Source organism: Rhizobium croatiense, from assembly GCF_019793465.1.
GTDB lineage: Bacteria > Pseudomonadota > Alphaproteobacteria > Rhizobiales > Rhizobiaceae > Rhizobium > Rhizobium croatiense.
In genome coordinates, this window is record NZ_JAILYJ010000023.1 from 16,619 (window position 1) to 42,405 (window position 25,787).

At 63.2% G+C, this 25,787-nt stretch carries 24 protein-coding genes and 1 pseudogene; 14 read left to right on the forward strand and 11 right to left on the reverse strand.

Annotated features, from left to right (window positions below; all coding sequences use genetic code 11):
• The first annotated feature begins 45 nt into the window (after positions 1 to 45).
• Positions 46 to 384: a hypothetical protein gene (locus K6M89_RS27685; RefSeq protein ID WP_097580874.1), complete on the forward strand. Its 339-nt coding sequence runs from the start codon at positions 46 to 48 to the stop codon at positions 382 to 384.
• Positions 385 to 416: 32 nt separating this feature from the next.
• Here the strand turns inward: K6M89_RS27685 and K6M89_RS27690 are convergent, their stop codons facing one another.
• Positions 417 to 2,093 carry a GGDEF domain-containing protein gene (locus tag K6M89_RS27690; protein WP_222141675.1) on the reverse strand — a complete coding sequence of 559 codons (1,677 nt, stop codon included), beginning with the start codon at positions 2,091 to 2,093 and terminating at the stop codon, positions 417 to 419.
• A gap of 606 nt (positions 2,094 to 2,699) precedes the next feature.
• Between K6M89_RS27690 and K6M89_RS27695 the strand changes: the two genes are divergently transcribed.
• Positions 2,700 to 4,670, forward strand: coding sequence for a HAMP domain-containing methyl-accepting chemotaxis protein (locus K6M89_RS27695; RefSeq protein WP_222141676.1), 1,971 nt, complete (start codon positions 2,700 to 2,702; stop codon positions 4,668 to 4,670).
• A 68-nt stretch (positions 4,671 to 4,738) separates the two neighbouring features.
• Here K6M89_RS27695 and mctP read toward each other — a convergent pair whose 3' ends face one another.
• From mctP to K6M89_RS27720, 5 genes are all read right to left on the reverse strand, one after another.
• Positions 4,739 to 6,214: a monocarboxylate uptake permease MctP gene (mctP, locus tag K6M89_RS27700; RefSeq protein ID WP_097580872.1), complete on the reverse strand. Its 1,476-nt coding sequence runs from the start codon at positions 6,212 to 6,214 to the stop codon at positions 4,739 to 4,741.
• Entirely contained in the window at positions 6,204 to 6,401 is a 198-nt protein-coding gene (locus tag K6M89_RS27705; protein ID WP_007539443.1) for a DUF3311 domain-containing protein, read from the reverse strand. Before K6M89_RS27705 ends, mctP begins: the two co-directional genes overlap by 11 nt.
• Before the next feature lie 247 nt (positions 6,402 to 6,648).
• Entirely contained in the window at positions 6,649 to 7,320 is a 672-nt protein-coding gene (gene mctR / locus K6M89_RS27710; protein WP_222141677.1) for a two-component system response regulator MctR, read from the reverse strand.
• The gene (mctS, locus tag K6M89_RS27715; protein WP_222141678.1) at positions 7,317 to 8,687 is read right to left on the reverse strand and encodes a two-component system sensor histidine kinase MctS; all 1,371 of its coding nucleotides are present in this window, start codon (positions 8,685 to 8,687) and stop codon (positions 7,317 to 7,319) included. Before mctS ends, mctR begins: the two co-directional genes overlap by 4 nt.
• 74 nt (positions 8,688 to 8,761) lie before the next feature.
• The gene (locus tag K6M89_RS27720; RefSeq protein ID WP_010029817.1) at positions 8,762 to 9,226 is read right to left on the reverse strand and encodes an Lrp/AsnC family transcriptional regulator; all 465 of its coding nucleotides are present in this window, start codon (positions 9,224 to 9,226) and stop codon (positions 8,762 to 8,764) included.
• A gap of 161 nt (positions 9,227 to 9,387) precedes the next feature.
• Between K6M89_RS27720 and K6M89_RS27725 the strand changes: the two genes are divergently transcribed.
• The 6 genes and pseudogenes from K6M89_RS27725 to K6M89_RS31260 all read left to right on the forward strand — a co-directional run.
• The gene (locus tag K6M89_RS27725) at positions 9,388 to 10,167 is read left to right on the forward strand and encodes an ABC transporter ATP-binding protein (protein ID WP_222141679.1); all 780 of its coding nucleotides are present in this window, start codon (positions 9,388 to 9,390) and stop codon (positions 10,165 to 10,167) included.
• Positions 10,168 to 10,215: 48 nt separating this feature from the next.
• Entirely contained in the window at positions 10,216 to 10,989 is a 774-nt protein-coding gene (locus tag K6M89_RS27730) for a transporter substrate-binding domain-containing protein (RefSeq protein ID WP_222141680.1), read from the forward strand.
• A 12-nt stretch (positions 10,990 to 11,001) separates the two neighbouring features.
• Entirely contained in the window at positions 11,002 to 11,727 is a 726-nt protein-coding gene (locus tag K6M89_RS27735; protein ID WP_222141681.1) for an ABC transporter permease, read from the forward strand.
• A 15-nt stretch (positions 11,728 to 11,742) separates the two neighbouring features.
• Positions 11,743 to 12,432: an ABC transporter permease gene (locus K6M89_RS27740; RefSeq protein ID WP_222141682.1), complete on the forward strand. Its 690-nt coding sequence runs from the start codon at positions 11,743 to 11,745 to the stop codon at positions 12,430 to 12,432.
• 76 nt (positions 12,433 to 12,508) lie between these two features.
• Positions 12,509 to 13,417: a homocysteine S-methyltransferase family protein gene (locus K6M89_RS27745; protein ID WP_222141683.1), complete on the forward strand. Its 909-nt coding sequence runs from the start codon at positions 12,509 to 12,511 to the stop codon at positions 13,415 to 13,417.
• Positions 13,418 to 13,431: 14 nt separating this feature from the next.
• Positions 13,432 to 13,653: pseudogene (locus K6M89_RS31260) on the forward strand (PIN domain-containing protein); the annotation flags it as partial.
• Between the two features lie 23 nt (positions 13,654 to 13,676).
• On the opposite strand, the gene K6M89_RS27750 reads toward K6M89_RS31260, so the two are convergent.
• From K6M89_RS27750 to K6M89_RS27770, 5 genes are all read right to left on the reverse strand, one after another.
• The gene (locus K6M89_RS27750) at positions 13,677 to 14,447 is read right to left on the reverse strand and encodes an ABC transporter ATP-binding protein (RefSeq protein WP_222141684.1); all 771 of its coding nucleotides are present in this window, start codon (positions 14,445 to 14,447) and stop codon (positions 13,677 to 13,679) included.
• A 9-nt stretch (positions 14,448 to 14,456) separates the two neighbouring features.
• Positions 14,457 to 15,440, reverse strand: coding sequence for an ABC transporter substrate-binding protein (locus K6M89_RS27755; protein WP_222141685.1), 984 nt, complete (start codon positions 15,438 to 15,440; stop codon positions 14,457 to 14,459).
• Between the two features lie 39 nt (positions 15,441 to 15,479).
• Positions 15,480 to 16,331 carry an ABC transporter permease gene (locus K6M89_RS27760; RefSeq protein ID WP_097580859.1) on the reverse strand — a complete coding sequence of 284 codons (852 nt, stop codon included), beginning with the start codon at positions 16,329 to 16,331 and terminating at the stop codon, positions 15,480 to 15,482.
• Between the two features lie 10 nt (positions 16,332 to 16,341).
• Positions 16,342 to 17,694: an LLM class flavin-dependent oxidoreductase gene (locus K6M89_RS27765; protein WP_222141686.1), complete on the reverse strand. Its 1,353-nt coding sequence runs from the start codon at positions 17,692 to 17,694 to the stop codon at positions 16,342 to 16,344.
• A 269-nt stretch (positions 17,695 to 17,963) separates the two neighbouring features.
• Complete coding sequence (locus K6M89_RS27770; RefSeq protein ID WP_222141687.1) at positions 17,964 to 18,749, reverse strand: IclR family transcriptional regulator; 786 nt, start codon at positions 18,747 to 18,749, stop codon at positions 17,964 to 17,966.
• Between the two features lie 250 nt (positions 18,750 to 18,999).
• Here K6M89_RS27770 and K6M89_RS27775 point away from each other — a divergent pair, with 250 nt between their 5' ends.
• The 6 genes from K6M89_RS27775 to K6M89_RS27800 are packed head-to-tail and all read left to right on the forward strand — an operon-like array spanning position 19,000 to position 25,762.
• The gene (locus K6M89_RS27775; protein ID WP_222141688.1) at positions 19,000 to 20,073 is read left to right on the forward strand and encodes an ABC transporter substrate-binding protein; all 1,074 of its coding nucleotides are present in this window, start codon (positions 19,000 to 19,002) and stop codon (positions 20,071 to 20,073) included.
• Positions 20,074 to 20,094: 21 nt separating this feature from the next.
• Positions 20,095 to 21,609, forward strand: a complete 1,515-nt coding sequence (locus tag K6M89_RS27780) for a sugar ABC transporter ATP-binding protein (protein ID WP_222141689.1) — start codon at positions 20,095 to 20,097, stop codon at positions 21,607 to 21,609.
• On the forward strand, positions 21,606 to 22,568 hold the full coding sequence (locus tag K6M89_RS27785) for an ABC transporter permease (protein ID WP_222141690.1): 963 nt from the start codon (positions 21,606 to 21,608) through the stop codon (positions 22,566 to 22,568). The genes K6M89_RS27780 and K6M89_RS27785 overlap by 4 nt, the downstream gene beginning before the upstream one ends.
• A complete protein-coding gene (locus K6M89_RS27790; protein ID WP_222141691.1) occupies positions 22,565 to 23,506 on the forward strand; it encodes an ABC transporter permease in 942 nt (313 codons plus the stop codon). Before K6M89_RS27785 ends, K6M89_RS27790 begins: the two co-directional genes overlap by 4 nt.
• Positions 23,503 to 24,459 carry an amidohydrolase family protein gene (locus tag K6M89_RS27795; RefSeq protein ID WP_222141692.1) on the forward strand — a complete coding sequence of 319 codons (957 nt, stop codon included), beginning with the start codon at positions 23,503 to 23,505 and terminating at the stop codon, positions 24,457 to 24,459. The genes K6M89_RS27790 and K6M89_RS27795 overlap by 4 nt, the downstream gene beginning before the upstream one ends.
• A complete protein-coding gene (locus K6M89_RS27800) occupies positions 24,452 to 25,762 on the forward strand; it encodes an alanine racemase (RefSeq protein WP_222141693.1) in 1,311 nt (436 codons plus the stop codon). The genes K6M89_RS27795 and K6M89_RS27800 overlap by 8 nt, the downstream gene beginning before the upstream one ends.
• Positions 25,763 to 25,787: the final 25 nt, after the last annotated feature.

Here is a 25,787-nt window from a genome sequence, read left to right on the forward strand (position 1 = left end):
ACCCGACATCGATCCAGCTCCCTCGAGTTTTGGAAAAGAGAACCTATGATCATTCGCTACGCTTTGTTTGAAGGCGAAATCCATCCCGGCCGGGAAGAGGAATTTCGCGACTTTGTGAGACAGCGCCTTGTCCCTTTGTGGACGAAATTTCCCGGAGCCGAAGAAATCCGGGTGCTGGACGGGGTCGAACGCGACGAAGGCGCGCCGGTCTATGCCATGGCCCTGGCCATTCGGTATCCTCACATGGAGGCGGTGAACGCAGCACTTCTCTCCGACGTGCGGTTTCAGAGCCGCGAGGTCACCGGCGAGCTTTTGAAGCTTTTCACCGGCAAGGTGCATCATCACGTCTTCGCCGCCAACGAATATCCACCGCGTGTCGCCTGACATCAGGCGGAGCAACCGGTAAGCACCAAGCGTTACGCCGCCGTCGCCACGCAGCGGTTGCGGCCGGCATTCTTGGCGGCGTAGAGGTTGGCGTCCGCGACATGCAGCGCAGCCTCCAGCCTGTCGGTCAAAGACCAGTCCGCCAGACCGATGGAGCAGGTGACCTCAAGCTTCGGGGTCACCGCCGACCATTCATGGTCCTGCACCCGCAGGCGCAGCCGCTCGGCATCGGCAAAGGCGTCGCCGGCTGTCGTGCCGGGAAGCAGAATCAGGAATTCCTCGCCGCCCATGCGGATCGCCAGACTGCCTTCCGGTCCGATGCCGGCCAGCAATCCGGCAATCTGACGCAGAACCATGTCGCCCGTCGCATGGGAAAACATGTCGTTGATGCGTTTGAAGTGGTCGATGTCGAACAGCAGCAACGCCGCATGGGTCACGCCGGATTCGGCCCAATCTCTGCACCTGCGCTGCAATTCGCGGCGATTGCCGAGACCGGTCAGCGGATCAGTGCGCGATGCCAGCACCGCCTCGCGCTGTTCGGAGGCAAGCCGCAGATTTTCCTCCAGCAGGCGTTCGCGCTCCAGACGGGCGCTGTCTTCCTTGCGGCGCATCGTCTCCAGGTCGAGCGCCAGCTTCATCGTATAGGCACGCGCCGAGGCAAGCCGGCGATAATCCTCGACCACCATCTCGTGGTAGGCCTTGTGATAGTCGAAAGCCGCCCTCCAGTCGCTGGCCATTTCGGCGATCCGGAAGCGCATGTCGAAATGACGCAGCTTCATGCCGGGCGTGGCCAGAACGCCTTCCATCGCCTCAATGGCTGCAAGCAGCGACACGGCTTCGCCGAAAGCGCGCTGCCCCGCCAGAAGATAGGCGTACCAGTAGGAGGTTTCTGCCAGCAGCACCTCGTCCTCTGCGACCCGGGAGGCGGCGATGGCTGCGATATAATGGGCAGCCGCCGCGGCATCTTCGCTACGCGTCCATGCCAGGAGCCCGAGATAGCAATGGCACTCGGCAATCTCATAGGGCAGGTTTTCCGCCTGAGCCTCGGTCAGAATCGACCGCAACTGATCTTCCGTGCGGGCAAGCAGGGTGTTGTCGATCTCCCGCCTTGCCAGGCGATGCTCGCCGAGTGCGCGTGCCGCCATGCGGCCGGCAATCGAGCGGGCGATCAGCACGGAGCCTTTTGCCAGACCGCTCGTCTCCGCATAATCCAGACTTTCGGCGGCAGCCTCGGCCGCGCGATCGAAGTCTTTCGTATCGAACAATGCCACCGCATAGGCCGTGCGTGCCCGCCAGTTGGCAAGCGGATCCGTGCAGGACTTGGTGCGCTTCTGGCAATCGGTCAGAAGGGCGAAGCCGGTTTCCAGATCGCCGAGGGCCACCAGAAGGCCGCCATGGATCGACTGCAGGGAAATGATGGCAGCCTGGTCCTGGCAATAGCGGAGCCAGGTTTCGGCGCGAATGCATATTTTCAGGCCCTCAGCCAAGCTCTCCTTGTTGAAATGGATGAGCGCCAGCCGATGTGAGGCGTGCAAGGCTCCGGCAACATCGCCTGCCTCGAGCGCGGCTTCATAGGCGGCCTCGCCGACCTCGAGCGCTTCGCCGGTGCGGCATTCCCAATCCAGACGCACGGCACTCTCGAGCAGCACCTGCCAGCGCGCCGTCAGGTTCTCATTCTGCCGTGACTTGGAAGATGCCTGTGGTGCCACCTCTGCCCCATTTTTTCCGAGCGTATCGTCCACCAGAACTTCTAAAAATTCTCAAAGAGTTTCGCTTAACAAGCGACGAACATCGCCTCGCGCTTCCGCAGATCATTATTCGGGCACCGCTCCCGCGAACATTCAGCGGTCTTTTTTGCAACAGGTGATATGCTCCGTTTCCTTACAGCAACTTCACATATTCTTCCCTGTGGAGAAAATTAGACAATTTGCGCAGAACTACCGATGAAATATACAAAAAACGCAACAGAACGACGCCCTCTCGGCGTCGTTTACATTCTCTAAAATATATAACTTTAGTTTTAAGCTATCGGAGTGACGTTCCCAGGGATCGTCACCTACGCCATGACGGCGGGCCGGGCATCCGAATCTCGTATGAAATCGACATTGTTACCGCGACGCAGGCGCCTCGCACCTTTGATGCGCTGGCTGCGCTCAGGGGACACGTGCGGCGGTATGCGAATAGCGTCGCTTCCGCGTGCGGGGCGCCTATGGGGTGCTCGGGACAACCGGGTCCCACATTTGAACGAGATGCGACGAACGATCCTGGCAGTCCAGACACCTGTAACAAAACCTCCCATACGACGGAGAGTAGTAATGAAGAGCATTCAGAATTTCGGGATCGCGGTGCGTCTCGCCCTTGGCTTCAGCTTCCTGATCTTGCTGATGGCCGGCCTGAGCATTTATGCGGAGGTTAAGGTCGAGGAGATCAACAGCAATCTCGAAACGATCAACGACGTCAACAGCGTCAAGCAGCGGTTCGCCATCAACTATCGCGGCAGCGTGCACGACCGGGCAATTGCCATTCGCGACGTGACCCTGGTGACCTCCGCCGATGAGCGTAAGGCGGCCGAGGCACTGATCGAAAAGCTCGCGGCTTCCTATGCCGAGAACGAAAAGCGCATGGCCGATATGGTCGCATCGCCGGCCGGCGCGACGGACCAGGAGAAGTCCATCCTGAAAGAGATCGCCGACATCCATGCGAAAACCAATCCCCTGGTCGCCCAGATCATCGCGTTGCAGGAGAAGGGCGATGGCGAGGCTGCCCGCAAGATCCTGCTCGAACAGGCGCGGCCGTCCTTCGATGCCTGGCTCGGGGCCATCAACAAATTCATCGACTACCAGGAAGCACTGAACAAATCGATCGGCGGCGACGTCCGCAGCACGGCGAGCGGCTTCAAGCCGATCGTTCTGAGGGCGCTGGGCATCGCGGCGCTTCTTTCCGTCCTCGCCGCGGTCATTACCGCACGCACGATCTTCGGCCCGCTGGCAAAACTGCAGCTTTCGCTGAAGGCGATGGCGGAGGGCAATCTCGATGGCGATCGTCGCCTCGAAGCGCGCGGCGACGAGATCGGCAAGCTTGCCCGCGCCGTGGCGGGATTGCGCGACGCCATTTCGGCAAAGGCGGAGCGGGAAGCCGATGCGGAAGCCAGACGGGCCGTTGCGGAACGGCATCGCCTCGAACAGGATGCCGACGAACGCCGCACCCTTGCCGAGCAGACGGACCGGGCCGTTGGCCAGCTTGGCAGTGCATTGCAGGCGTTGGCCGATGGCGACCTCACGCAGCAGATCGGCACGCCGTTCATCCCGACCCTGGAAAAACTGAGGGCCGACTTCAATTCCGCCGTCGAAAAGCTCCGCGCCGCCATGCAGAAGGTGGCCGAGAACGCCAGCGCCATTGCTGCCGGCGCACAGGAGATCCGCTCGGCTTCGGACGATCTCGCCAAGCGGACCGAGCAGCAGGCCGCCTCCGTCGAGGAGACCGCCGCTGCCCTGGAAGAGATCACCACCACCGTCGCCGACTCCAGCAACAGGGCTCAGGAGGCGGGCCAGCTCGTTCGCAAGACCAAGGACAATGCGGAGCGCTCGGGCAGCGTCGTCCGTGACGCGGTCGATGCCATGGGCAAGATCGAATCCTCGGCCACCGAGATCGGCAGCATCATCGGCGTCATCGACGAGATCGCCTTCCAGACCAACCTACTGGCGCTGAACGCCGGTGTCGAAGCGGCCCGCGCCGGTGAAGCCGGCAAGGGCTTTGCCGTCGTCGCCCAGGAAGTGCGCGAATTGGCGCAGCGTTCCGCCAAGGCGGCAAAGGAAATCAAGGAACTGATCAACGCTTCGAACGGCCATGTGAAAAGCGGCGTCGCCCTGGTTGGCGAAACCGGAAAGGCCCTGCAGGAGATTGCGGTACAGGTGCAGCAGGTCGACGGCAATGTCGGCGCCATCGTCGGCGCCTCGCAGGAGCAGGCGACCGGGCTGAAAGAAATCAATACCGCCGTCAACAGGATGGACCAGGGCACGCAGCAGAACGCCGCCATGGTCGAGGAAGCCACAGCCGCCGCTCACAAACTCGCCAAGGAAGCCGATGCGCTGTTCCAGCTCCTGGGCCAGTTCAACATTGGCGGAGCGGTGGCATCGAGGCGCATATCGCAGCCGGCTCCCGCGGCGCAGCATGCTCAACCCGTGGCTTCGCCGGCCCGCCAGATGGTTGCCAGAGTGACCAAGTCGTTCCAGGGGAATGCGACTCAGGGGAACGCAGCATTGGCTGGCAATTGGGAAGAGTTTTAAACCGCAGAGGGTTCTGCTGAAAAATAAGGTAGCGAAGGGCAGCGTTTGCTGCCCTTCGTATTTTTATCTTACGCCCGGGCCGGGACCTTGGCCGGAAGGAGGGCGTTGACCACGACGGCAACAGCGATGTTTGCCGCAAGCGCCAGCAGCCCGGTATAGACGGTGAAGGGTTCACCGCCGAGGCTGATCAGATGCAGCGGCTTCCAGCCGGCATCCCAGACGAGATAGGTGCCGCCGCAGAAGCCGACGAACCAGCCGGCAAGCAGCCCGGGCGCACGGAACCAGTTGGTGTAGAGGCCGAAGACCAGGGCTGGAAGCGTCTGCAGGATCCAGATGCCGCCGAGCAGCTGCAGGTCGAGGGCGAACTGCGTCGGCAGGAAGATGATGACGAGCAACGCACCGACCTTCACCACCAGCGACGTCACCTTCGCGACCTTGGCTTCGCCCGCATCGCTGACCTTGGGGTCGACATAGGCCTTCCAGAAATTGCGGGTGAAGAGGTTGGCGGCGCCGATGCTCATCACCGCCGCCGGCACCAGTGCGCCGATGGCGATCGCCGCAAAGGCGAAACCGGAGAACCAGCCCGAAAACAACGTCTTGAACAGGGTCGGAACGACGTCATTGGCACTGTCGAGCTTCAGGTTGGCAGCATGGCCCATATAGCCGAGCAGCGCCAGAAGGCCGAGCAGCAGCGTATAGGCGGGCAGCATGATCGCATTCTTGCGGATCGTCTTGCCGCTGTTGGAGGCAAAGATGCCGGTCAGCGTATGCGGATACATGAAGGCCGCGAGCGCCGAACCGAGAGCGAGCGTGGCATAGGCGACATACTGATTGCCGCCGAGCAGCAGGTTGCCGGAGCCCTTGGCCTGGAAGGCCGCATCGGCCGAGGCGAAGACATTGGCATAGCCGCCGAGCTTCGATGGGATGAGTGCGACCGCCGCGATCACCACGATATAGATCATGATGTCCTTGACGAAGGCGATCAACGCCGGGGCGCGCAGGCCCGCCGAATAGGTGTAGAGCGCCAGCACGATGAAGGCGATCGCCAGCGGCAGTTCGCCATGCAGTCCGAGCGCCTTCAAGACCGCTGTCATGCCGACGAGCTGGAGGGCGATGTAAGGCATGGTGGCGATGACGCCCGTCGCCGCGACGGCGAGTTCGAGACCGCGCGATCCATATTGGCCGTGGACGACGTCGGCGGCCGTCACATAGCCGAAATCCTTGGCGCGTTTCCACAGGATCGGCATGACCATGAAGACGAAGGGATAAACGACGATGGTATAGGGCAGCGCGAAGAAGCCGTAGGCGCCGACCGTATAGACCAGCGCCGGGACGGCGATGACGGTATAGGCGGTGTAGAAATCGCCGCCGACGAGGAACCAGGTGATCCAGGTGCCGAAGTTGCGCCCGCCGAGACCCCATTCATCGATATGGGCGAGCGTCTCGGGCTTGCGCCAGCGGCTGGCGACGAAGCCCATGACGGTGACGAGGGCGAAAAAGAAGATGAAGACGGCAAGCGCCGTGCCGTTGATGTCAGTCGTCATGGCGAACGCTCCGATAGGCGATCCAGGTCAGCGTCGCGGTGATCGGCACCCAGAGAAGCTGATACCAGTAGAAGAAGGGAAAGCCGAAAAGCGACGGCTCGCGGAGATTGTAAAATGGCGGCCAGAGCAGACCGATATACGGAATGATCAGCAGCCAGAGCGCTGCCTTGCTACGTGGTTTTTCCATGTCGGAGTACCTTTCAGGCGCCGCAATCGCGGTCGCCATGTTCCAGTTGTCGGCGTGGAAGGCAGGTCTGTCAGCCGGCGGCGGCAGCAGACCCGGTTCGGGTCGCTCGAGCTTTTCCGGCCAATCGGAAGCTGATGTAACGCATGTGAATTCCTCCCAACGGCTTGGCACTTGGCAAGCCGCGAATGGAGTCCTAGGGCGTCGGTTTTATCCCCACAAGATGGGCGCAGAGCCGAAATACCGGGCTCTACCCAGAAGTGGGTAGGCGCGAATTCGCGTCGATTTTCGAGACGATGCCATGGTCGAGCGCATAGCGTATGAGGCCTGCGGTGGTGGCGATGCCAAGTTTCTTCTTGAGGTTCTTGCGATGGGTTTCCGCCGTGGCAGAGCTTATCCCGAGCACTTCGGCGATCTCGCGGTTGCTCCGGCCGGCAACGATCAGCCCGAGGGTATCGCGTTCGCGCGGCGTCAAGCGATCGCTCCCTTCCTCCGGCCGTTCCCCCATCAGCGCGTCGAAGACGCCGGAGGAGAAATAGGTGCCGCCATCCGCGACGGTTTCGATGGCCGCGACGATCTCCTCTGTGGAGACGTCTTTCAGAACATAACCGGCGGCACCGCGCATGACCGAAGAGGAGATATACTCGCGACTGTCATGCATGGAGAGCATCACCACGCGAGTCTGCGGAAGTTCGCTTCTGAACAGTTCGATCGCATCGATGCCGCTGAGTTTCGGCATGTTGATGTCCATCAGCACCACCTGCGGCTGGATCTGCCGGGCGATATCGAGCCCGGTCTGCGCGAGGCCGGCGGTGCCGGCGACCTCGATATGATCGAATGTTTCGAGCACCGCTTTCAGCCCGTCCAACACCAGCGGATGGTTGTCGATCAGGAGCACCCTTATTTTCGGGCGTTCCGTCATGCGGCTTCCGCCTGCTTGCCGGCGGGCAGATTGGCCGATCTCGGCATCATTGCCGTCAGTGTCGTGCCGGCCTCGCTGCTGTTGATGAGGAGTAGGCCACGGAAGTGCGCCATCCGCTCCTGCATGTTGCGCAGGCCGAGGCCCGAGCCGCCGGCGCCATCGAAGCCGGTGCCGTTGTCGGAGATGGTCATGCGGGCGCGGCCGCCGTCGCTCCAGAGCTTGACCGAGAGCTTCGAGGCGCCCGAATGCCGCTCGACATTGTTGAAGGCCTCCTGGGCGACGCGATAAAGGGCGGTGCTGGCTTCCGCCTTCAGCGTGCCGGCGAAGCCCGAGGCGTCGATCTTCGTCTCGATTCCCGTCCGTTCGGCAAAGTGATGACACAGCGCCTCCAGCGCAGCCGTCAGGCCGAGATCGTCGAGCACGCGGGGCCGCAGATCATGCGAGAGCAGCCGGATCTCCTTGATGGCGCCGTTCAGCGCGTCGACGCCGCGATCGATGGTCAGCGCCGCCTCGTCGACATTGGTCCTGACCTTGCGGCCGGCGAGATCCATCGCATAACGCACCCCGAGAAGGGTCTGGGAGATGCCGTCATGCAGCTCGCGCGCCAGCCGTGTCCGCTCCTCTTCCTGGGTGTCGATCACCCGCTGCGTCAGCTCCTTGAGCCGGCTGTCGGCCATGCGGCGCTCATGAAAGGTCAGCAGCATGCAGGTCGTGAAAACAACGAGCACCGACGGCACGGCGATCAGCGCGACGATCACGAAGGTTCGCTTGATATTGGCGCGCATCACCTTGTTGGCGGCGGCACTCTGGGCGAAGACATCGTCCAGGTAGACGCCGGTGCCGACGACCCAGTGCCATTTGTCGAGGCTGACGACGAAGGAGAGCTTGTCGGCGATCTGTCCGGTCGAAGGTTTCTGCCATTTGTACTGGTGCAGGCCGCCGCCCGCCTTTGCCGTGGCGATCAGCTCGGCAATCACCTTGTCGCCATCGGGATCGGTCAGGTCGAGCCAATTTTGCCCATGCCGAAAGCTCTGGCGCGGATGGACGATATTGTTGCCGTCGTAATCATAGACGAAGAAATAGCCGTCCTTGCCGTAGTCGAGCGAAGTCAGGATTGCCGCCACCTGCTGCTTGGCGGCTTCGTCGTCGGCCCCCGCCTTGTCGTAGATCGTCTGGATGGCGGAGAGGGCAAGATTGGTCAGATTGAGGATCTCGGCTTCCTTGGTCTTCAGCATGTTCTGCTCGAACGTATCGATGCTGTTCTTGGCGAGGTTTGCCGATTGCCAGGTGATGAAGGCGGTGATCGCAAGGATCGAGATGACGAGCGGGACGATCGCCAATGCGATGATCTGGTGTCGTAACGTCAAGGATCGTTCCTCCCGAAATTTGCGCCCGGAATTATGCCCTTTGCCGAAGGCGAGTCCAGCGGCTTGTCCCGGAGCTATTCGAGCGGCACGAACAGGCCGAGCTTGACGTCGCGCAGCACGACATTGGTGTGCATGCGGCGGATTTGCGGATTGTCAGCCATGATCAGGGCGGCGATGTCGTCATAATGCTCGACGTCTCGGGCGGTGACGATGGCGATCAGATCGACTGCTCCGGTGACGTAATAGACCTGCTGGATATGATCCTGCTTCTCCGCCCAGACGCGGAACTTCGCCAGCGCGTCGTAATTGTCCCGCTCGATTTCCATGCCGACGATGAACACCATCGATGTTCCTGTCGCCTTCCGATCGACGACGGCGACCTCCGCCTTGATGATCCCCTCTTCGCGCAGCCGTTTCAATCGCCGCTGCACGGCCGAGACCGACAGCCCGATCCGTTCGGCGATCGTTTCGGCCTTCAGCTGGCAGTCGCGCTGAACGATATCGAGAATGTCACGGTCAAAACGATCCAGCTGTTCCATTGTCCAGTCCAATTCAGTTATGGCATTTCATAGTTTCTGCCGCATTCGATGCGTGAGGAAGATTATTTTGCACAAAATATGCAAAAGAGGTGATAATTGCGCGAAAAAACCGCGTTCTTTTATCATTATCCTTTGCAAACTCAGTTCAGCCGGACCCATGCATGTCGGATCAGTCCTTTCCTGCTCTTCGCGTCGAAGATCTCCATAAAAGCTTCGGCTCGCAACAGGTTCTCAAGGGTATCTCGACCGAGGCCCACAAGTCCGACGTGATTTCGATCATCGGCTCGTCGGGCTCCGGCAAGAGCACCTTCCTTCGATGCATCAATTTCCTGGAAACGCCGGATCGCGGCCGCATTGCCGTCAACGGCGAGGACGTCGCGCTGAAAGTCGGCCGCGGCGGGCGGCTGCAGCCGCAGAGCTGGCGGCAGATCGAGCGGCTGCGGACCGGGCTCGGCATGGTCTTTCAGAGCTTCAATCTCTGGGCTCATCGCACCGTATTGGAAAACGTCATCGAGGCGCCGGTGCATGTCATGGGCATTTCAAAGCGCGAGGCGATCGAAAAGGCAGAAGCCCTGCTCCACAAGGTCGGGCTGTTCGACAAGCGCGACGTCTATCCCGCCTTTCTCTCCGGCGGTCAGCAGCAACGCGCGGCGATTGCGCGGGCGCTCTGCGTCGATCCCGCCGTCATGCTGTTCGACGAGCCGACCTCGGCGCTCGATCCGGAGCTGGTCGGCGAGGTGTTGAAGGTCATCCGCGATCTCGCCGAAGAAGGCCGGACCATGCTGATCGTCACGCATGAAATGCGTTTCGCCCGGGATGTCTCGAGCCGCGTTCTCTTCCTGCATCAGGGACGGATCGAGGAGGAAGGGCCGCCGGAACAGGTTTTCGGGGCGCCGGTCAGCGCCCGCTGCCGGGAGTTCACCCGTCTCAGCGCCCATTGATCCACACCAGTCATCATCGACAACACACGAACCAGGAGAATCCTGCGAATGAAACTGCTCCCCACGCTTTTTGCCGGCGCGGCACTTGCGCTTTCTGCCGTCGCCGCGCAGGCCGAAGTCCGCTTCGGCGTCATGAACGAATCCTATCCGCCGTTCTTCGCCAAGGACGCCTCGGGGGAGTGGCACGGATGGGAAATCGACCTGATGAACGCCGTCTGCGCAGAGATGAAGGAGAAATGCTCGATCGTCGACATCTCCTGGGATGGTCTCATTCCGGCTCTTGAGAGCAAGAAGTTCGACGTGATCTGGTCGTCGATGTCGAACACGGCGGAACGCTCGAAGGTGATCGACTTCACCGACAAATATTATAACACGCCGAGCACCCTGATCGGTCCCAAGGACCAGAAGCCGGGTGCGACCGCTGAAGACGTGAAGGGCAAGACCATCGGCATCCAGGTGTCGACGATCCAGTCTGAGTATTACAAGAAGTATTTTGCCGGCGCTGCTGAGGAGAAGACCTACCAGACGCTCGACGAGGCTTTCCAGGATCTCGCTTCCGGCCGTATCGACTACGTTTTCGGCGATTCGCTCGCGCTCGACGCGTTCCTGAAAAGCGACGGCGGCAAGGATTGCTGCGCCAAGATGGGAGATGTCGCCGACGACAAGGAAATTCTCGGAGCCGGCGTTTCGGGCGGTCTGCGCAAGGAAGATACGGAGCTGAAAGCCAAGCTGAATGCGGCGATCGCTGTGGTTCGCGCCAACGGCCAGTATGACGCGATCACCAAGAAATACTTCGACTTCGACATCTACGGCGCGAAGTAAGCAGTCCAAGAGATGGCGACCGCGCAACAAGGCATTCTGGACCTGCTGTCTCCCTATCCTCCGGGATGGGGCCGCGTTCTCTTGACAGGTGCAGTCTCCACGGTCGCCATCTCGGCCTGCGCCTTTGCGGTCGGCCTGTTGCTCGGCACCGGCGGCGCGCTTGGAAAGCTATCCGGCAATCGCCTGCTCCGCCTGCTGCTCGATCTCTACACCACCGTCATCCGCGCGGTTCCCGAGCTGATCCTGATCGTCGGGCTCTATTATGCAGGCACCGACGGCCTCAACCGGCTGCTGGCGGTATTCGAACTGCCGCCGGTCAATGTCAACGGCTTCGTCGCCGCCGTCGCCGTGCTCGGCTTCGTGCAGGGCGCCTATATGACGGAGGTGCTGCGCGGCGCGATTCTCGCCATTCCGGTCGGCCAGATCGAAGCGGCCAAGGCCTTCGGCATGGGACCGATGCTGCGGTTCCGCCGCGTCCTGCTGCCGGCGCTTTTGCCGAACGCGCTGCCGGGGCTGGCCAATCTGTGGATGTCGGTCACCAAGGACAGCGCGCTGGTCGCAGTCGTCGGCTACCAGGAACTGGCGCTCGCCACCCGCCTCGCCGGGGCGAGCACCAAACACTACTTCGTGTTTTTCCTGGCTTCGGCCCTTCTCTATCTCGCCATCACGCTCGTTTCCAACCTCGCTTTCAAGCTGATCGAGGGGCGGGTGCGGCGGGGACAGCCGCGCCTTGCCTGAAGAAAGCCGCGCCCCATGAGTTTCACCTGGATCTCTTCCTACTGGCCGCTTCTTCTGACCGGCGCCTGGCAGACGGTGTCGCTGCTGGTCATCTCGGTGGTATTCGGTTTTATCATCGCTATCGGTCTCGCCTTCGCGCAGGTCAGCGGCGGCAGGCTGACGCGGCTGCTTGCCCGCGGCTACTGCACCTTCTTTCGCGGCACGCCGCTGCTGATCCAGCTGTGGCTTCTCTATTACGGCGTCGGCTCGCTGCTGCCGATGGTTCCCGGCATCCGCCAGAGCCTGTTCTGGCCGATCCTGCGCGAAGGCTTCTTCTTCGCTGCCGTCAGCTTCACGCTGAACTATGCGGCTTACGAGGCGGAGGTTTTGCGCGGCGCGCTGCTTGCCGTTCCCAAGGGCGAGCTCGAAGCCGGCCGGGCCTTCGGCCTGTCGCCCTGGAAGCTGACCCGCCGTATCTGGCTGCCGCGCGCCATCCGCATCGCCCTGCCGACGATTGCCGGAGAGATCGTCATGCAGCTGAAGGCGACGCCGCTTGCCTTCACGGTGACGGTGATGGATCTCTATGCGGTGGCCAACAAGGTTCGCCAGGACACGCTGCTGGTCTATGAGCCGCTGCTTGTCGTCACCCTTTTCTATCTCGCCCTGACCGCCGTCATCGCCTGCGTCTTTCGAGGTCTCGAAGCGCAAGTGCCGGTCCGGCGTTAGGCGGACGGACGTTTCTCACTTTGTTTTTAAAGCCCGCCGCCGGTAACGGCGCGACAGCCTGAATGGAGATCTCTTCATGAGCACTACACGAATTCTCGATGGCGGTATGAGCCGCGAGTTGCTGCGGCTTGGCGCCGAATTGAAGCAGCCGGAATGGTCGGCGCTGGCGCTGATCAATTCGCCGGATATCGTCCGCGAGGTGCATAAGGAATTCATCGCCGCCGGCTCTGAGATCATTACGACGAACAGCTATGCGCTGGTGCCCTTTCATATCGGCGAAGACCGGTTCCAGAAGGAGGGTGCGGCGCTGATCCGTCTTGCCGGTCGCCTAGCACGCGAGGCGGCCGATTCCGTCACCGGTCGCAAGGTGCTGGTCGCCGGTTCGCTGCCGCCGATCTTCGGCTCCTACGAGCCGCAGAATTTTCGGCCTGAACGGGTGCAGGATTATCTCAAGGTGCTGGTCGAAAACCTCGACCCCTTCGTCGATATATGGCTCGGCGAGACCCTGAGCCTGATCGCCGAGGGCGAGGCTGTCCGCAAAGCGGTGGCGGCATCGGGCAAACCGTTCTGGATCTCGTTCACATTGGCGGATGACGAGGCGGACATCGAAAGCGGTGAGCCGAAGCTCCGCTCCTGTGAAAGCGTCGAGGCGGCGGCGTCCTGGGCAGTGTCATCGGGTGCGGCGGCCTTCCTGTTCAATTGCAGCAAGCCTGAGGTCATGCGAGCAGCGGTCGAGACGGCCGCCGAGACGTTCCGGATGGTGGACGCCCAGATCGAAATCGGCGTCTATGCCAACGCCTTCGAAGGGGAACAGGGCGCATCGGCCGCCAATGAAGGTCTGCACGACACCCGCGACGATCTGAACGACGACGCCTATTCGCGTTTTGCCTGCTCCTGGGCCGAGGCCGGCGCGACGATCATCGGCGGCTGCTGCGGCATCGGCGCCGCCCATATCCATCGTCTCGGCAAGGTGCTTTTGCCGTGAAACGTCGGGCGGCCGCGAATGGCTTGCCCGAGCGCCGAATTATTCCGGTGGATGAGCCGGTTGCCTAGGCTTCGGGTGACCTTATGGGCCGCGCGAAGCGGAGCGGCCGCGGCCTGTCGTCGATGGACGGACTGATCGCTGCAACCGCGGTTGCTCACGATCTCACTCTCGCCACGCGTAACACCAGAGATTTCGAGGGGTTCGGGATCGATCTCGTCGACCCATGGTCCGTGTAGTCCTAGAAGGCTGCCGACAGCTTTCAATGCAGCCCGAACAGGTTCAGCAGCTCCTCGCGATGCCGGACGAATTCCGGCGCGCTGCGGTCGCGCGGACGCGGCAGATCGATGTCGATCAGGCGCGGCTCGCCTCCCTTTTCCCGCGGCAGGATCAGGATCCGGTCGGCGAGATAAATCGCCTCCTCGAGATCGTGCGTGACGAGAATGGTCGTTACATCCTCGTCGCGCCAGATCCGGGCGAGCTCCTGCTGCATACCGATCTTGGTCATCGCATCGAGCGCGCCGAGCGGTTCGTCGAGCAGCAGGATTTCCGGCTGAACGGCAAGCGCCCGGGCGATGCCGACGCGCTGTGCCATGCCGCCGGAGAGTTGCCTTGGATAGGCCGACTCGAATTGCTGCAGGCCGACGAGCTTGACGTAGTGGCGCGCACGCGCCCTCGCCTGCTCGCGGGCGAGACCTCTCGTCTCCAGCCCGAAGGCGACGTTGCCGAGGACGTCAAGCCAGGGAAGAAGGCGCGGCTCCTGGAAGATGACGGCGCGTTCCGCGCCGACGCCGCGGATTGCCTTGCCGTCGACGAGCACCTCACCGGTATCGGACTCTTCGAGACCGGCCAGAACCCGGAGCAGGGTCGTCTTGCCCGATCCGCTGGCGCCGACGATGGCGAGGCTTTCACCGGAGCGGATGTGGAGGTTGATATCTTTCAGAACCTGCAGATGGCTGCCGTTCAGCTTGTAGGATTTGGAGAGGTGACGGATCGTCACCTCTCCGCGGCGAATGTCCTGGGCGAGGCTCATTGCAGTTCCTCAGTTGCTTGCCGGCTTGGCGTCGGCGGTGAAGATGATGTCCTTGGCCGCCAACTGGCCCTGCTTCAGCTTGCCTTCGCGAACCAGGACGTCGATCCAGAACTGGATGTCGCGCTCGACCGGCAGACCGCCGGCGCGAACGCCGTAGCCGCGGAAATACTGCGCGATGTCAGGGTTCTCACCACGCTCGCTGAGCGCCTTGGCCAGGATCTTCTTGGTTTCCTCGGGATGTTCGCGGGCATAGTCGAGGGCGCGGGCCGACTGTTCGACGAAAATCTTCGCGGCCTCGGGATGCTGCTGAATGAAATCGCGGCGCAGGACCACGAAGCCGCCGGCGATGTCGCCGAGCACGTCGGTATCGTCGAAGACCGCGCGCAGGCCGCCGTTTTTCAGCGCCGCACCCTCGAAGGTCGTCTGCCAGTAGCCGAAGGCGGCAATATCGACCTGCTTGGAGCGCAGCACCTGCTCGAGCTGCGGCCCGGGAACGACGACCTGATTGGCGGAATCGCTCGGCAGGCCGACGGAATGCAGGGCTTCGCGGATGGTGTAATCGAGATGGGCGCCGAGCGTGTTGACCGCGATGCTCTTGCCGGCAATATCCTTGATGCTTTTGATCGGGCTGTCTTCCAGCACGTAGAAGGTCGACTGCACCTCGTCATTGATGCCGTTCGACGGGTAGGCGGCGACGAAATCATTGCCGCCGATGATCGAATTCAAGACGGCGGAGGTGGCGGCGCTGCCGATCTCCACGTCCCCGGATGCCAGAGCGATGAGAGAGGCCGGCCCGCCCTGGGCGTAGCCGACATTCTCAAACGTGATGCCGGTGTCTTTGAAATAGCCGAGCGCGTCGGCGAGTTCATGGGCGGCAAGACCGCCCTGGCTCGCGAGATAGCGCAGTTTCACTGCGTCGGCGGCAGCGGCCGGCGTGGCGAGACCGAGAGCGATCACGGCCGGCAGGAGAAAATTGCGGGGATGGAACGTCATGGGATGTCCTTTCGGAAAAGAAAAAATCGGAGGAAGAAATCAGGCGTTCGGCTGCGACCAGCGGCAGAGGCGGCGTTGCAGGAGAACGAGCAGGGCATTGGCGGCAAGGCCGAGGAAGGCGAGCAGCAGGATCGCCGCAAACATCAGCGGGATCTGGAAATTGTACTGGGCGTTCATGACCTGGAAGCCGATGCCCTTGTTGGCGCCGATCATCTCGGCGGCGATCAGCAGCAGAAGCGCCGTCGTCGCCGAGAGGCGCAGGCCGACGAAGATCGCAGGCACCGAGGCCGGCAGGATGACGCGGCGGAAGATGGTCAGCGGTCCGGCGCCATAGGTCCGGGCCATCTCGATAAGCTTCCTGTCCACCTCCTTGACGCCGCCGATCGTGGCGAGCAGCACCGGAAACAGCGTCGCCCAGAAGATCACGAAGATCTTGGACGTTTCGCCGAGGCCGAGCAGCAGGATGAAGACCGGATAGAGCGCCAGCGCCGAGGTCTGGCGGAAGAGCTGCAGGATCGGATCGAGCGCCTGCTCGACGGCTCGAAACTGCCCCATGAACAGGCCGAGCGGAATGCCGACCACGACGGCAAAGGCGAAAGCGGTGCCGGATCGCTGCAGGCTGATGACGATATCATCGAGCAGCGCGCCGTTGGCGAGGTTGGTCCAGAGAGCCGACAGGATTACGTTCAAGGGCGGGAAGATGGCGGGATTGATCCAGCCCCTGGTGCTCGACACCTGCCAGAGTGCGAGGAAGCCGATCAGCAGGCCGTAGCGCGGTAAAAGCGATGCGAGCACACCGCGCACATGCGACGCGAAAGTGGGCGTATTGCTTTCGCCGCTCTTCAGGCGGCTGAAGCTTCTTGGGAGGACCTGATTGATTTCATAAGCCATGGATCGCTCCTCACTCTGCTGCCTGGAGAGCTGCACGTCCGGCAGCTCGGCGGTTGCTCGGGAACGGCAGGCCGAGATTTTCCCGGAGCGTCCTGCCCTCATAGGCCGTGCGGAACAGGCCGCGGCGCTGCAGTTCCGGGATGACCAGGTCGACGAAGTCGTCGAGCGCCGTCGGCAGCCAGGGCGGCAGAATGTTGAAGCCGTCAGCGGCTTCGTTCTCGAACCATGTCTGCAGCGTATCGGCGATTTTTTCCGGCGTTCCGACGATGGTGTAGTGGCCGCGCGCGGATGCGATCCACTGGTAGAGCTGGCGGATGGTGAAATTGTTTTCGTCGGCGATCTGGCGGATGAGGGCCTGGCGGCTCTTCATGCCTTCGGTCGGCGGCGCCGGCGGCAGTGGCCCGTCGAGGTCGTAGCCGTGCAGGTCGAGCGTGCCGCCGGTCAGGCCGTTGAGGAGGCCGATCCCGTCCTCTTCGACGATCAGTGACGTCAGACGGTCGTATTTCTCCCGCGCCTCCGCTTCGGTTCTGCCGACGAAGGCGGAAACGCCGGGCATGACCAGGATGTGATCGGGGTTGCGGCCGAGACCGCGGGCGCGTGCCTTAATATCCCGGTAGAATTCCTGGGCGGTTTCGATGTGCTGATGGGCGGTGAAGATCACCTCGGCCGTTGCTGCGGCAAGCCCGCGGCCGTCTTCGGACTGCCCGGCCTGCACGATAACAGGATGGCCCTGCGGCGAGCGCGACACGTTGAGCGGGCCGCGCACGCTGAAATGTTCGCCACGGTGGTCGGTGTCGTGCAGCTTCGCCGGGTCGAAGAATACGCCGGTCTCCTTGTCGCGGATGAACGCGTCGTCCTCGAAGCTTTCCCAGAGTTTGCGGACGACGTCGACGTGCTCGGCGGCGCGGCGATAGCGCTCGGCATGCGGAAGCTGGGTATCGCGGTTGAAATTCTGCGCCGTCGGGTCGCCTGTCGTGGTGACGACGTTCCAGCCGGCGCGGCCGTCCGAAATCAGGTCGAGCGAAGCGAATTTCCGGGCGGTGGTATAAGGCTCCTCGTAGGTGGTTGAGGACGTCGCGATGAAGCCGAGATGGGTGGTCAGGGGCGCGAGCGCGGAGAACAATGTGACGGGCTCGAAGCCGGCGACGCGGGCGTTGCCGCCTTCTCGTGCACCGCCGAAACCGACAGCCAGGTTGTCGGCGAGAAAATAGGCGTCGAAGAGCCCGCGTTCGGCCGTCAGCGCAAGTTGTTTATGAAACTCGAAACTGGTGGCGCCGTCGACCGGCTGGTCGGGGTGCCGCCAGGATGCAACATGCTGTCCGCCACCAGGAAGAAATGCCCCAAGCCTGATTTTTCGTGTCATTTCGCGTCCTCTCGGTTTGCCGCCAATGGCCCGGTCTGCTCAAGGCCGAGGTCAGTTTGGCTGTCAGGACGCTAGCCTACGTTCTCCATAAATTTTATAGAGAAACTTCATTTCGTAATTTCGGGGGAGGAGTGAATAGTTTTGCGGGATCGGCGTGAATCTGGAAATCGACGATCGGAGCGGCAGCCGATTTCCATGTCGGACGCCGGGCACCGGTTTATGCACCAACGTCCGCGCTGGCGGATGGCAATGCCTGGCTTGTCCAGGCGTCAGCCGCGTCTTGGCCGGGCCGGGGCGTGCTCCAGGCCGGCGGCGGCCTTCTTCAGGCAGTCGAGGTAGCGGCCCCGGTTGGCGATGCCGTCGTCGCGCGGCGTGACGAGGCAGAGCGTTGCGGCGGCATGGCCTTCCTCGACGCGCACCGGCACGGCAAAACAATGGGTGAAGCTGTCGACGATGCTGTTGAAGGTGAAGAGACCTTCACGCTCGGCCTGGCGGACCTCGGCGATGAAGGTTTGCGGCTCGAGCCATTCGCCGCCCGGCAGGCGGAAATCCTGCGGCGGAATGAAGTTGAGGATGTCCTGATCCGACAGATGCGCGACGAGCAGGCGGCCCGACGCGGTCCACGGGATCGGCACGGATTGTCCAATATCGGTCGAGATGCGGAAGGGCCTCGCGCCCTCACGCATGCGCACGACCGTATATTTGTTCCCGTCCAGCATGCAGAACTGCGCCGTCTCCCGCGTCTCGTCGGCAAGCTGTTCTAGTGCTGCCTCGCATTCGCGGGTGAAATCGAAATGGTTCTCATAGGCGGCGCCGAGGAAATAAAGCTTGCGGCCGAGATAGACGCGGCCCTCCCCGCCGGTGAATTCGAGGATGCCATTGCTCAGCAGCAGGTTGACGAGTTCGTACACCGATGAGCGCGGCGCGCCGATCTGCGCGGCGATTTCATTCGGCTTCAAGGCCTGCCGTTTCTGGCGCAGGAAGTCGAGGATCTCGAAGGCGCGGTCGAGCCCTCGGGCGCGCTTGCCGGCTGCTTCGTCCTGAACTGCATCCATCGCTGTCAATCCCGTTCTTGTTGGGCCCTGTTGTTGTCGGGCTCTGTTCTGTCCGGCGAAGCTTTTCAAGCCGTCCGCCGCATCTGTCAATCGATCCCGTCATGCCTCGCGAATGAAATCTTCCCACCCCCTCTTGCGGGGTAAAAAAATCGGCATAAGATCAGCTCGTCCGGTATAAAGATCATATGTACAATATAGCGGACAAAAACAAATGGCAAGCCGCCAGCGCTGCCGCAAAAAGGGGATCGACATGAAGAATTTTGAAGAAAGCATTTCCGTTTCACTGCGCCGCCGTCTTCTCGCCGGCGCTGCGGCCGCAGCCACCCTGCTTGCCTTTTCGGCCGGCACGGCCTCGGCCGCCGCCAATTGCATCAAGGGAGACAGGAAGGCGCCCTATACGATCGGCTGGGCGAACATCTATTCGGTGCCGACCTGGATGAAGCAGACCGAAGGCACCATCACCGCCGAAGTGGAGGAGCTGAAGAAGGCGGGCCTCGTCAAGGACCTGATGATTACCGACGCGCAGGGCAACGCCCAGACGCAGATTCAGCATATCCAGTCGATGATCGACGCCAATATCGACGCCATCGTCGTGATCGCCGGCTCCTCCAACGCCCTCGACCGCGTCATATCGGATGCCTGCGACAAGGGCATCGCCGTCGTCAATTTCGACAGCCTTGTGAACACCGACAAGGTGACGGCAAAGATCAACACCGATTCCGACGAATGGGGCGCGACCGCCGCCAAGTGGATGGTCAGCCAGCTCGGCGGCAAGGGCAAGATCATCATCATGAACGGCCCGGCCGGCATTTCGGTCAGCGACGACCGTCGCAAGGGCGCCCAGCCGGTGTTGGACGCCAATCCGGGTCTGCAGGTGATCACCGAGACCAACACCGAATATAACGTCGCGCCGGCACAGGAAGCGATGACCAGCCTGCTTTTTGCCAATCCCGAGATCGATGGCGTGCTGTCGCTCGGCGGCGCGCTGTCGGCCGGCTCCGTCCTCGCCTTCGAGCGCCAGGGCCGCGACCAGGTGCCGACGACAGGCGAAAATGCCCGGCAGTTCCTGGAACTGTGGAAGGAGAAGGGCCTGAAGGGCTGGGCGACGATGCAGCCGAACTGGCTCGGCGCGCTTTCGGTCTATACCGCCGTCCAGGCGCTGCAAGGCAAGGACGTGCCGGCCTTCGTCAAGGTGCCGCTGCCCGTCATCGACGACAGCACGATCGGCAGCTACCTCGCGCGGGCCGACAAGTTCCCGGCTGACGGCTATATCTACTCGGATTACGACAAGGCGCTCTTCGACAAGCTGCTTGCCACCAAGTAATCCGGATTGAGGGACGCCGTCATGACGGAAGAAAGGCCCCTGCTGGAAGCCCGGCAGGTGTTCAAGGGATTTTTCGGCAATCCCGTTCTGAAGGGCGTCGACATCGCCCTTCTGCCGGGCAGGGTTCATGCCCTGCTCGGCGAAAACGGCGCCGGCAAGTCGACGTTGATCAATCTCCTGTCCGGCGCCCTCCAGCCGGACAACGGGTCCATCCTCATTGACGGCAAGTCTGTCGGGCGCTTCAGCCCTGCGGCGGCGCGCGCGGCCGGCATCGCCGTGGTTCAGCAGGAGCTGAGCCTCACGGCCAGCCTGTCGATTGCCGAAAACATCGGGACCGGCGCCTTCCCGCGCCGGTTCGGTCTCATCGACTATCGAGCGCTGCATCGCGGCGTCCGAGAGGTCTGCGACATGGTCGGACTGACCGAGCCGCTCGACATGCCGGTCGCCGATCTGGCACTTGGCCGGCGTCAGATGGTGGAGATCGCCAAGGCGCTGTTCCGCAAGCCGCGCGTGCTGATCCTGGACGAGCCGACCTCGTCGCTCTCGGCGCACGAAGCCGGCATCCTGGCCCGGCTGATCGAGACTCTGAGAGGGCGCGGCACGGCGCTTCTTTATATCTCCCATCGCCTCAACGAGGTGCAGGCGCTCTGCTCGCATGTCACCGTGCTGAAGGATGGCGTCGTCACGGCGGATCAATCGCTGTCCGGCATCGACGGCGAGGGTCTGGTGCGCCTGATGGTCGGCCGCGAGACCGGCGACCTGTTCCCGCCGCGCCCGGCCGCGGCACCCGGTGCGATGTGCATCAGCGTCGAAGGTTTTTCGGCCGGCATGGTGCGGGATGTCGCTTTCTCCGCCCGCGCCGGCGAGATCGTCGGCATTGGCGGGCTGGTGGGACAAGGGCAGGAAGACCTGCTGCTCGGCCTCTACGGCGCGATTCCCGCGTCTGCCAGCCGGGCGGAAGTATCAGGCAAACCCGGCCTGCCCGCCGATGTCGGTGCGGCGAATGCAGCCGGCATCGTCTATGTGCCTGCCGACCGCAAACATGAGGGACTGGTGTTGCCGCATTCCATTGCTGCCAATCTCATCCTGCCCTCGCTCGGACGGCTCGCCCGCAAGGGGCTGCGCGACCGGCCGGCGGAAAGCGGCCTGGTCGCCGCTCTCGCGCGCCGGCTGACGATCAAGGGCGATACGGCCCGCCCGGTGCAGGCGCTTTCCGGCGGCAACCAGCAGAAGGTGGCGCTTGCCAAATGGCTGCCGCTCGATCCGTCCGTTCTGCTTCTCAACGATCCGACGCGCGGCGTCGACATCGAAACCAAGCGGGAAATCTACCTGATGCTGCGCGCCTTCGCCGCCGAGGGGCGGCTCGTCATTCTGGTCAGTTCCGATACGCCGGAGCTCGTCCATCTCTGCGACCGCGTCGTGGTTCTGCGCGAGGGCCGCGTCGCGGCAACACTGTCGCAGGATGCGATCAGTGAAGGCGCGATCGTCGGTGCGGCCATGGGTATTGCGGCTACGACGCAGGGAGAGGCGGCATGAGCACGATTTCGTCATCCCGGCTTTACGGTTCGATCCAGCTGCGCCGCAACCGCGGCCTCGCCGGCCTCTATCTCGTCGTCGCTGGTTTTCTCATCCTCTATGCGCTGCTCTTTCCCGGCATCCTGACCATCGGCGGCTTTTCCAAGTTCACGCAGAATTGGTTCCCGCTCGCGCTCGTCACCATGGCGCAGGCGCTGCTGATGCTGAATGGCGGCATCACACTCGCGATCGGCCCGCTCGTCAGCCTCGGCGCGGTGATCGCGGCGACGACGATGCAAGGGGCGCTCGGCGTGCCGGGCGGCATTGTCGCTGTCGCACTCGCCGGCCTTTCGATCGGCGCCGCCATCGGCGCGATCGTGACGCATCTGAGGCTGCCGGCGATCATCGTCACGCTGGCCGGCTCCTTTATCATCGGCGGCGTCGCGCTGATCCTGCTGCCGCGGCCGGGCGGATTCATTCCCGATTGGCTGTCGACGGTGCTGGCCGGCCACACGCCCGTCGCCTTCCTGCTGCTGGTCGCGATCCTCATGCTCTGGAAGGTCTTTCTCGCAACGCCGCTCGGCCTCGGCATCTATGCGGCCGGCGACAACCCGGTCGGCGCATTCCGCTCCGGCGTCCCGGTCGAACGGGTGAAGGTTGCAGCCTTCGCGCTCTCCGGTCTGCTGTCGGCACTGGCCGGCCTCTTCGTCGCGGCGCAGACCGGCTCGGGCGATCCCGTCATCGGCACGCCCTTCACGCTGAACTCGATCGCCGCGGCCGTGCTCGGCGGTGTCGGTTTCCTCGGCGGTAAGGGCACCATGCGCGGCGCGATCTGCGGCAGCCTGCTGCTCTCGGTGATGATCAACGTGATGTTCTTCCTCGGCTTCCCGCCGGTTGCGCAATATGTCGCGCAAGGGTTGATCATCGTCGGGGCGGTCGCCGTTCCGGAAATTCTCGGCGCATGGAGGGCAAAGCGATGAACATCATCCGGTCCGCGTTTCGCAATCCGCCGCTGCTGACCCTCCTTCTGGTCGCGCTCGTCTGGATCGTCGCAAGCTTCACGCTGCGCGGTTTCGGCGCCTATGGCCATCTGCGCTACCTCCTTGAACTCGCCGCGGTGATCGGCATCGTCGCGGCCGGCCAGACGCTCGTCATCCTGATGGGCGGCATCGATCTTTCGGTCGGCGCGGTTATCACAGTCACTGCGATCCTGCTGCCGCTGATCTCGCCCGCCTGGGACCCGACCGGCCTTGCCGGCATCGCGGCGGCCCTTGCCATCGCCACCGGCATCGGTCTGATGAACGGTGCCGGTGCCGCCTATCTTCGCGTGCCGCCGATCATCATGACGCTTGCCATGGCGACCTTCCTGCAGGGCCTGCTCGTCATCGTCGCCGGCGGCAGCGCCGTCACCGTCAGCAATCCGGCCGTCATCCTGCTCGGCCAGGCGCGGCCGCTCGCCATTCCCTCGGGCATCATTCTGTGGCTTTTCGTCGCGATCGTCGTCCTGCTGCTCGTCCACCGCATGCCGATCGGCGCGCGTTTCCTCGCACTCGGGGCAAACCCGCTCGCCGCCCGGCTTTCCGGCGTCAGCGTCACCCGCAATACGCTGATCGTCCATACTCTGTCCGGCTTCTTCGCCGGGCTTGCGGGCATTCTGGTGCTGGGCATGAACCGGCAAGGTTATGTCGGCATCGGCGATCCCTATCTGCTGACCTCGATCGCCGCCGTCGTGCTCGGCGGCACCTCCATCCTCGGCGGCCGCGGCACCTATGCCGGCACCATCCCGGGGGCGATCCTGCTCGTCACCACGACGGCGCTGATCACCGTCGTCAACGCCTCGCCCGGTTGGCGCTCGATCATGTTCGGCACGCTGATCCTCGCCCTGCTGCTCGTTTCCGGCCGCGAGGCGCGCCGATGACGAAGCGCTATGACGGGCCGGTGATCGACCCGCACCACCATCTCTGGGATCTCAGCCTGCTGCGCCATCCCTGGCTTGAGAAGGCGCGGGCTTCCGGCGAGGAGATGGCGGTCGGAAACCTCGGGCCGATCCTGCGCGATTACGGCATCGACGATTATCGCGCCGATGCCGCGCAACAGAACGTCGTTGCGACGGTGCACGTGGAGGCCGGCTGGTCGGTTGCCTACCCGCTGGAAGAGAGCCGCTGGCTGGATGGCCTCGACCGCAGCTCCGGCGTGGCGCGCCGTTATGTCGCGCGCGTTCCTCTCGACGGCCCGGACGCCGCGCGCCTGCTCGAAGCGGAGGCGCAAAACCCCAACGTCGTCGGCGTCCGCGATATTCTGAGCTGGCATCCCGATGCGGCGAAGCGTTTTGCGCCTCGTCCGGATCGCATCAGCGATCCCGCCTGGCGCGCGGGGCTTGCTCATGCCACGCGGCTCGGACTGGTCTTCGACCTGATGCTCTACCCCTGGCAGATGGCCGAGGCGCTCGATCTCGTGCAGGCCTTTCCCGAAATGCTTTTCGTGCTCAACCACGGCGGCAGCCCCGTCGACCGGACGGAGGACGGCATGGCGCTCTGGCGCCGCGGCCTGCGATCACTCGGCAAAGAGCCGAACCTGCGCCTGAAGATCTCCGACCTCGTCGCCTATGACCATGCGTGGACGCTCGAAAGCCTCCGGCCGGTGATCGAGCATTGCCTCGCTTGTTTCGGCCCTGAACGTGCGATGTTTGCGAGCGACTTCCCGGTCGCCGGCCTGCATGCTTCTTTCGACGAGGTTTATCAGGTGTTCCGCACGGTCGCCGCCGAGCTCTCTTACGACGAGCAGCGCGCTTTGTTCTTTGCCACCGCCAACGATACTTATCGCCTTGGTTTGGCCGATCCGGCCGAGATCGGGAGAGATTCCCATGTCTGACCTACATGCGACGATCGAAAACGTCCTGATCGACGAGCGGATACGCGGCTTTCCGCCGGGCCATCCGCCGTTGCCGCTTGCGGCCATCGGAGCACAGGGATGGAAGCCCTATGACGGCAGGATGGCTCTGCCGCTGATCTCGCTCGACCGGCAGGCCTTCGCCGGCAATGTCGAGCTGATGATGGCCTATGTGAAGAGCAATAGTGCCGAAATCGCGCCGCACGCCAAGACCCCAATGTCGACGGCGCTGGCGGACACCCTTCTTTCGGCAGGCGCCTGGGGCACGACGGTTGCCGACATCCGCCAGGCCGCCGTGCTGCTCAAGGCCGGACAGCGCCGGCTGATCCTCGCCAACGAGATCGGCGGGGCCGCCGCCGCCCGCCGGCTTGCGGCCCTGCTCGGCCATTATCCCGAGGCGGAGCTCCATGTCTTCGTGGATTCGACGGCGCTGGTCGAGGCGCTTGCCTCCGCCTGGCTGGAACGCACGGACCTGCCGCCTCTCGGTCTGATGGTGGAATTCGGCGCCGGCCGCGCCGGTCTCCGCAGCGTCGAAGCCGCCGCCGCAATTCTCGACGCGATCCTGGCCGCGGAGACGCCGGCCTTCCGGATGAGCGGCATCGCTGCCTATGAGGGTGCGGCCGCGACCGCCAATCCGGAGGAGACCAGACTTCGCATCGACGCGCTGATGGCGATGACGGCCGATTTCCTGCCGAAGGTCCGCGCCCGTATCGGCAGCAAACGGCCGCTCCTCGTCACGTCAGGCGGTTCGGTGTTTTTCGACATAGTGGTGGCGCGGCTTGCAGCCGCCATCGCCGCCGATCCAGCCTGCCGGCTCGTGCTGCGCAGCGGCGCGATCTTCTTCCACGATCACGGCATCTATGAGCGCGGTCTTGCCGGCCTCGATGCACGCGGCGGCTTGCGCATCGGCAATAAGACGGTGTCCGCGGCAGGCGGGTTCCGTCCGGCGCTCAGGGTCTGGGCCGAGGTGCTGTCGCAGCCGGAGCCAGGGCTTGCGATCGCAGGCATGGGCATGCGCGACGTGGCGATGGACCAGGACTTGCCGCTGCCGCTGGCGCTATATCGCAATGGCGTGCGCCTCACCGGTCTCGAAGGCGCGAGAGTTCTCCGCCTCAACGATCAGCACGCCTTCCTAACACTTGCCGATGGCAGCGATGTCTCGGTCGGCGACGTCATCGAGTTCGGCATCTCGCATCCCTGCACCTGCCTTGACCGGCATGCGATCCTTTATGGCCTCGATCCGGATCATTCGGTGACGGCAGCCTATCTGACCAGCTTCGGCTGAATTCTCCCTGCAAAACCACGAAAAG

Coding starts and splice junctions, on each gene's coding strand:
- K6M89_RS27685 (WP_097580874.1), top strand. CDS start 46: ATGATCATTCGCTACGCTTTGTTTGAAGGCGAAATCCATCCCGGCCGG.
- K6M89_RS27695 (WP_222141676.1), top strand. CDS start 2,700: ATGAAGAGCATTCAGAATTTCGGGATCGCGGTGCGTCTCGCCCTTGGC.
- mctP (WP_097580872.1), bottom strand. CDS start 6,214: ATGACGACTGACATCAACGGCACGGCGCTTGCCGTCTTCATCTTCTTT.
- K6M89_RS27705 (WP_007539443.1), bottom strand. CDS start 6,401: ATGGAAAAACCACGTAGCAAGGCAGCGCTCTGGCTGCTGATCATTCCG.
- mctR (WP_222141677.1), bottom strand. CDS start 7,320: ATGACGGAACGCCCGAAAATAAGGGTGCTCCTGATCGACAACCATCCG.
- K6M89_RS27720 (WP_010029817.1), bottom strand. CDS start 9,226: ATGGAACAGCTGGATCGTTTTGACCGTGACATTCTCGATATCGTTCAG.
- K6M89_RS27725 (WP_222141679.1), top strand. CDS start 9,388: ATGTCGGATCAGTCCTTTCCTGCTCTTCGCGTCGAAGATCTCCATAAA.
- K6M89_RS27730 (WP_222141680.1), top strand. CDS start 10,216: ATGAAACTGCTCCCCACGCTTTTTGCCGGCGCGGCACTTGCGCTTTCT.
- K6M89_RS27735 (WP_222141681.1), top strand. CDS start 11,002: ATGGCGACCGCGCAACAAGGCATTCTGGACCTGCTGTCTCCCTATCCT.
- K6M89_RS27740 (WP_222141682.1), top strand. CDS start 11,743: ATGAGTTTCACCTGGATCTCTTCCTACTGGCCGCTTCTTCTGACCGGC.
- K6M89_RS27745 (WP_222141683.1), top strand. CDS start 12,509: ATGAGCACTACACGAATTCTCGATGGCGGTATGAGCCGCGAGTTGCTG.
- K6M89_RS27750 (WP_222141684.1), bottom strand. CDS start 14,447: ATGAGCCTCGCCCAGGACATTCGCCGCGGAGAGGTGACGATCCGTCAC.
- K6M89_RS27755 (WP_222141685.1), bottom strand. CDS start 15,440: ATGACGTTCCATCCCCGCAATTTTCTCCTGCCGGCCGTGATCGCTCTC.
- K6M89_RS27760 (WP_097580859.1), bottom strand. CDS start 16,331: ATGGCTTATGAAATCAATCAGGTCCTCCCAAGAAGCTTCAGCCGCCTG.
- K6M89_RS27765 (WP_222141686.1), bottom strand. CDS start 17,694: ATGACACGAAAAATCAGGCTTGGGGCATTTCTTCCTGGTGGCGGACAG.
- K6M89_RS27770 (WP_222141687.1), bottom strand. CDS start 18,749: ATGGATGCAGTTCAGGACGAAGCAGCCGGCAAGCGCGCCCGAGGGCTC.
- K6M89_RS27775 (WP_222141688.1), top strand. CDS start 19,000: ATGAAGAATTTTGAAGAAAGCATTTCCGTTTCACTGCGCCGCCGTCTT.
- K6M89_RS27780 (WP_222141689.1), top strand. CDS start 20,095: ATGACGGAAGAAAGGCCCCTGCTGGAAGCCCGGCAGGTGTTCAAGGGA.
- K6M89_RS27785 (WP_222141690.1), top strand. CDS start 21,606: ATGAGCACGATTTCGTCATCCCGGCTTTACGGTTCGATCCAGCTGCGC.
- K6M89_RS27790 (WP_222141691.1), top strand. CDS start 22,565: ATGAACATCATCCGGTCCGCGTTTCGCAATCCGCCGCTGCTGACCCTC.
- K6M89_RS27795 (WP_222141692.1), top strand. CDS start 23,503: ATGACGAAGCGCTATGACGGGCCGGTGATCGACCCGCACCACCATCTC.
- K6M89_RS27800 (WP_222141693.1), top strand. CDS start 24,452: ATGTCTGACCTACATGCGACGATCGAAAACGTCCTGATCGACGAGCGG.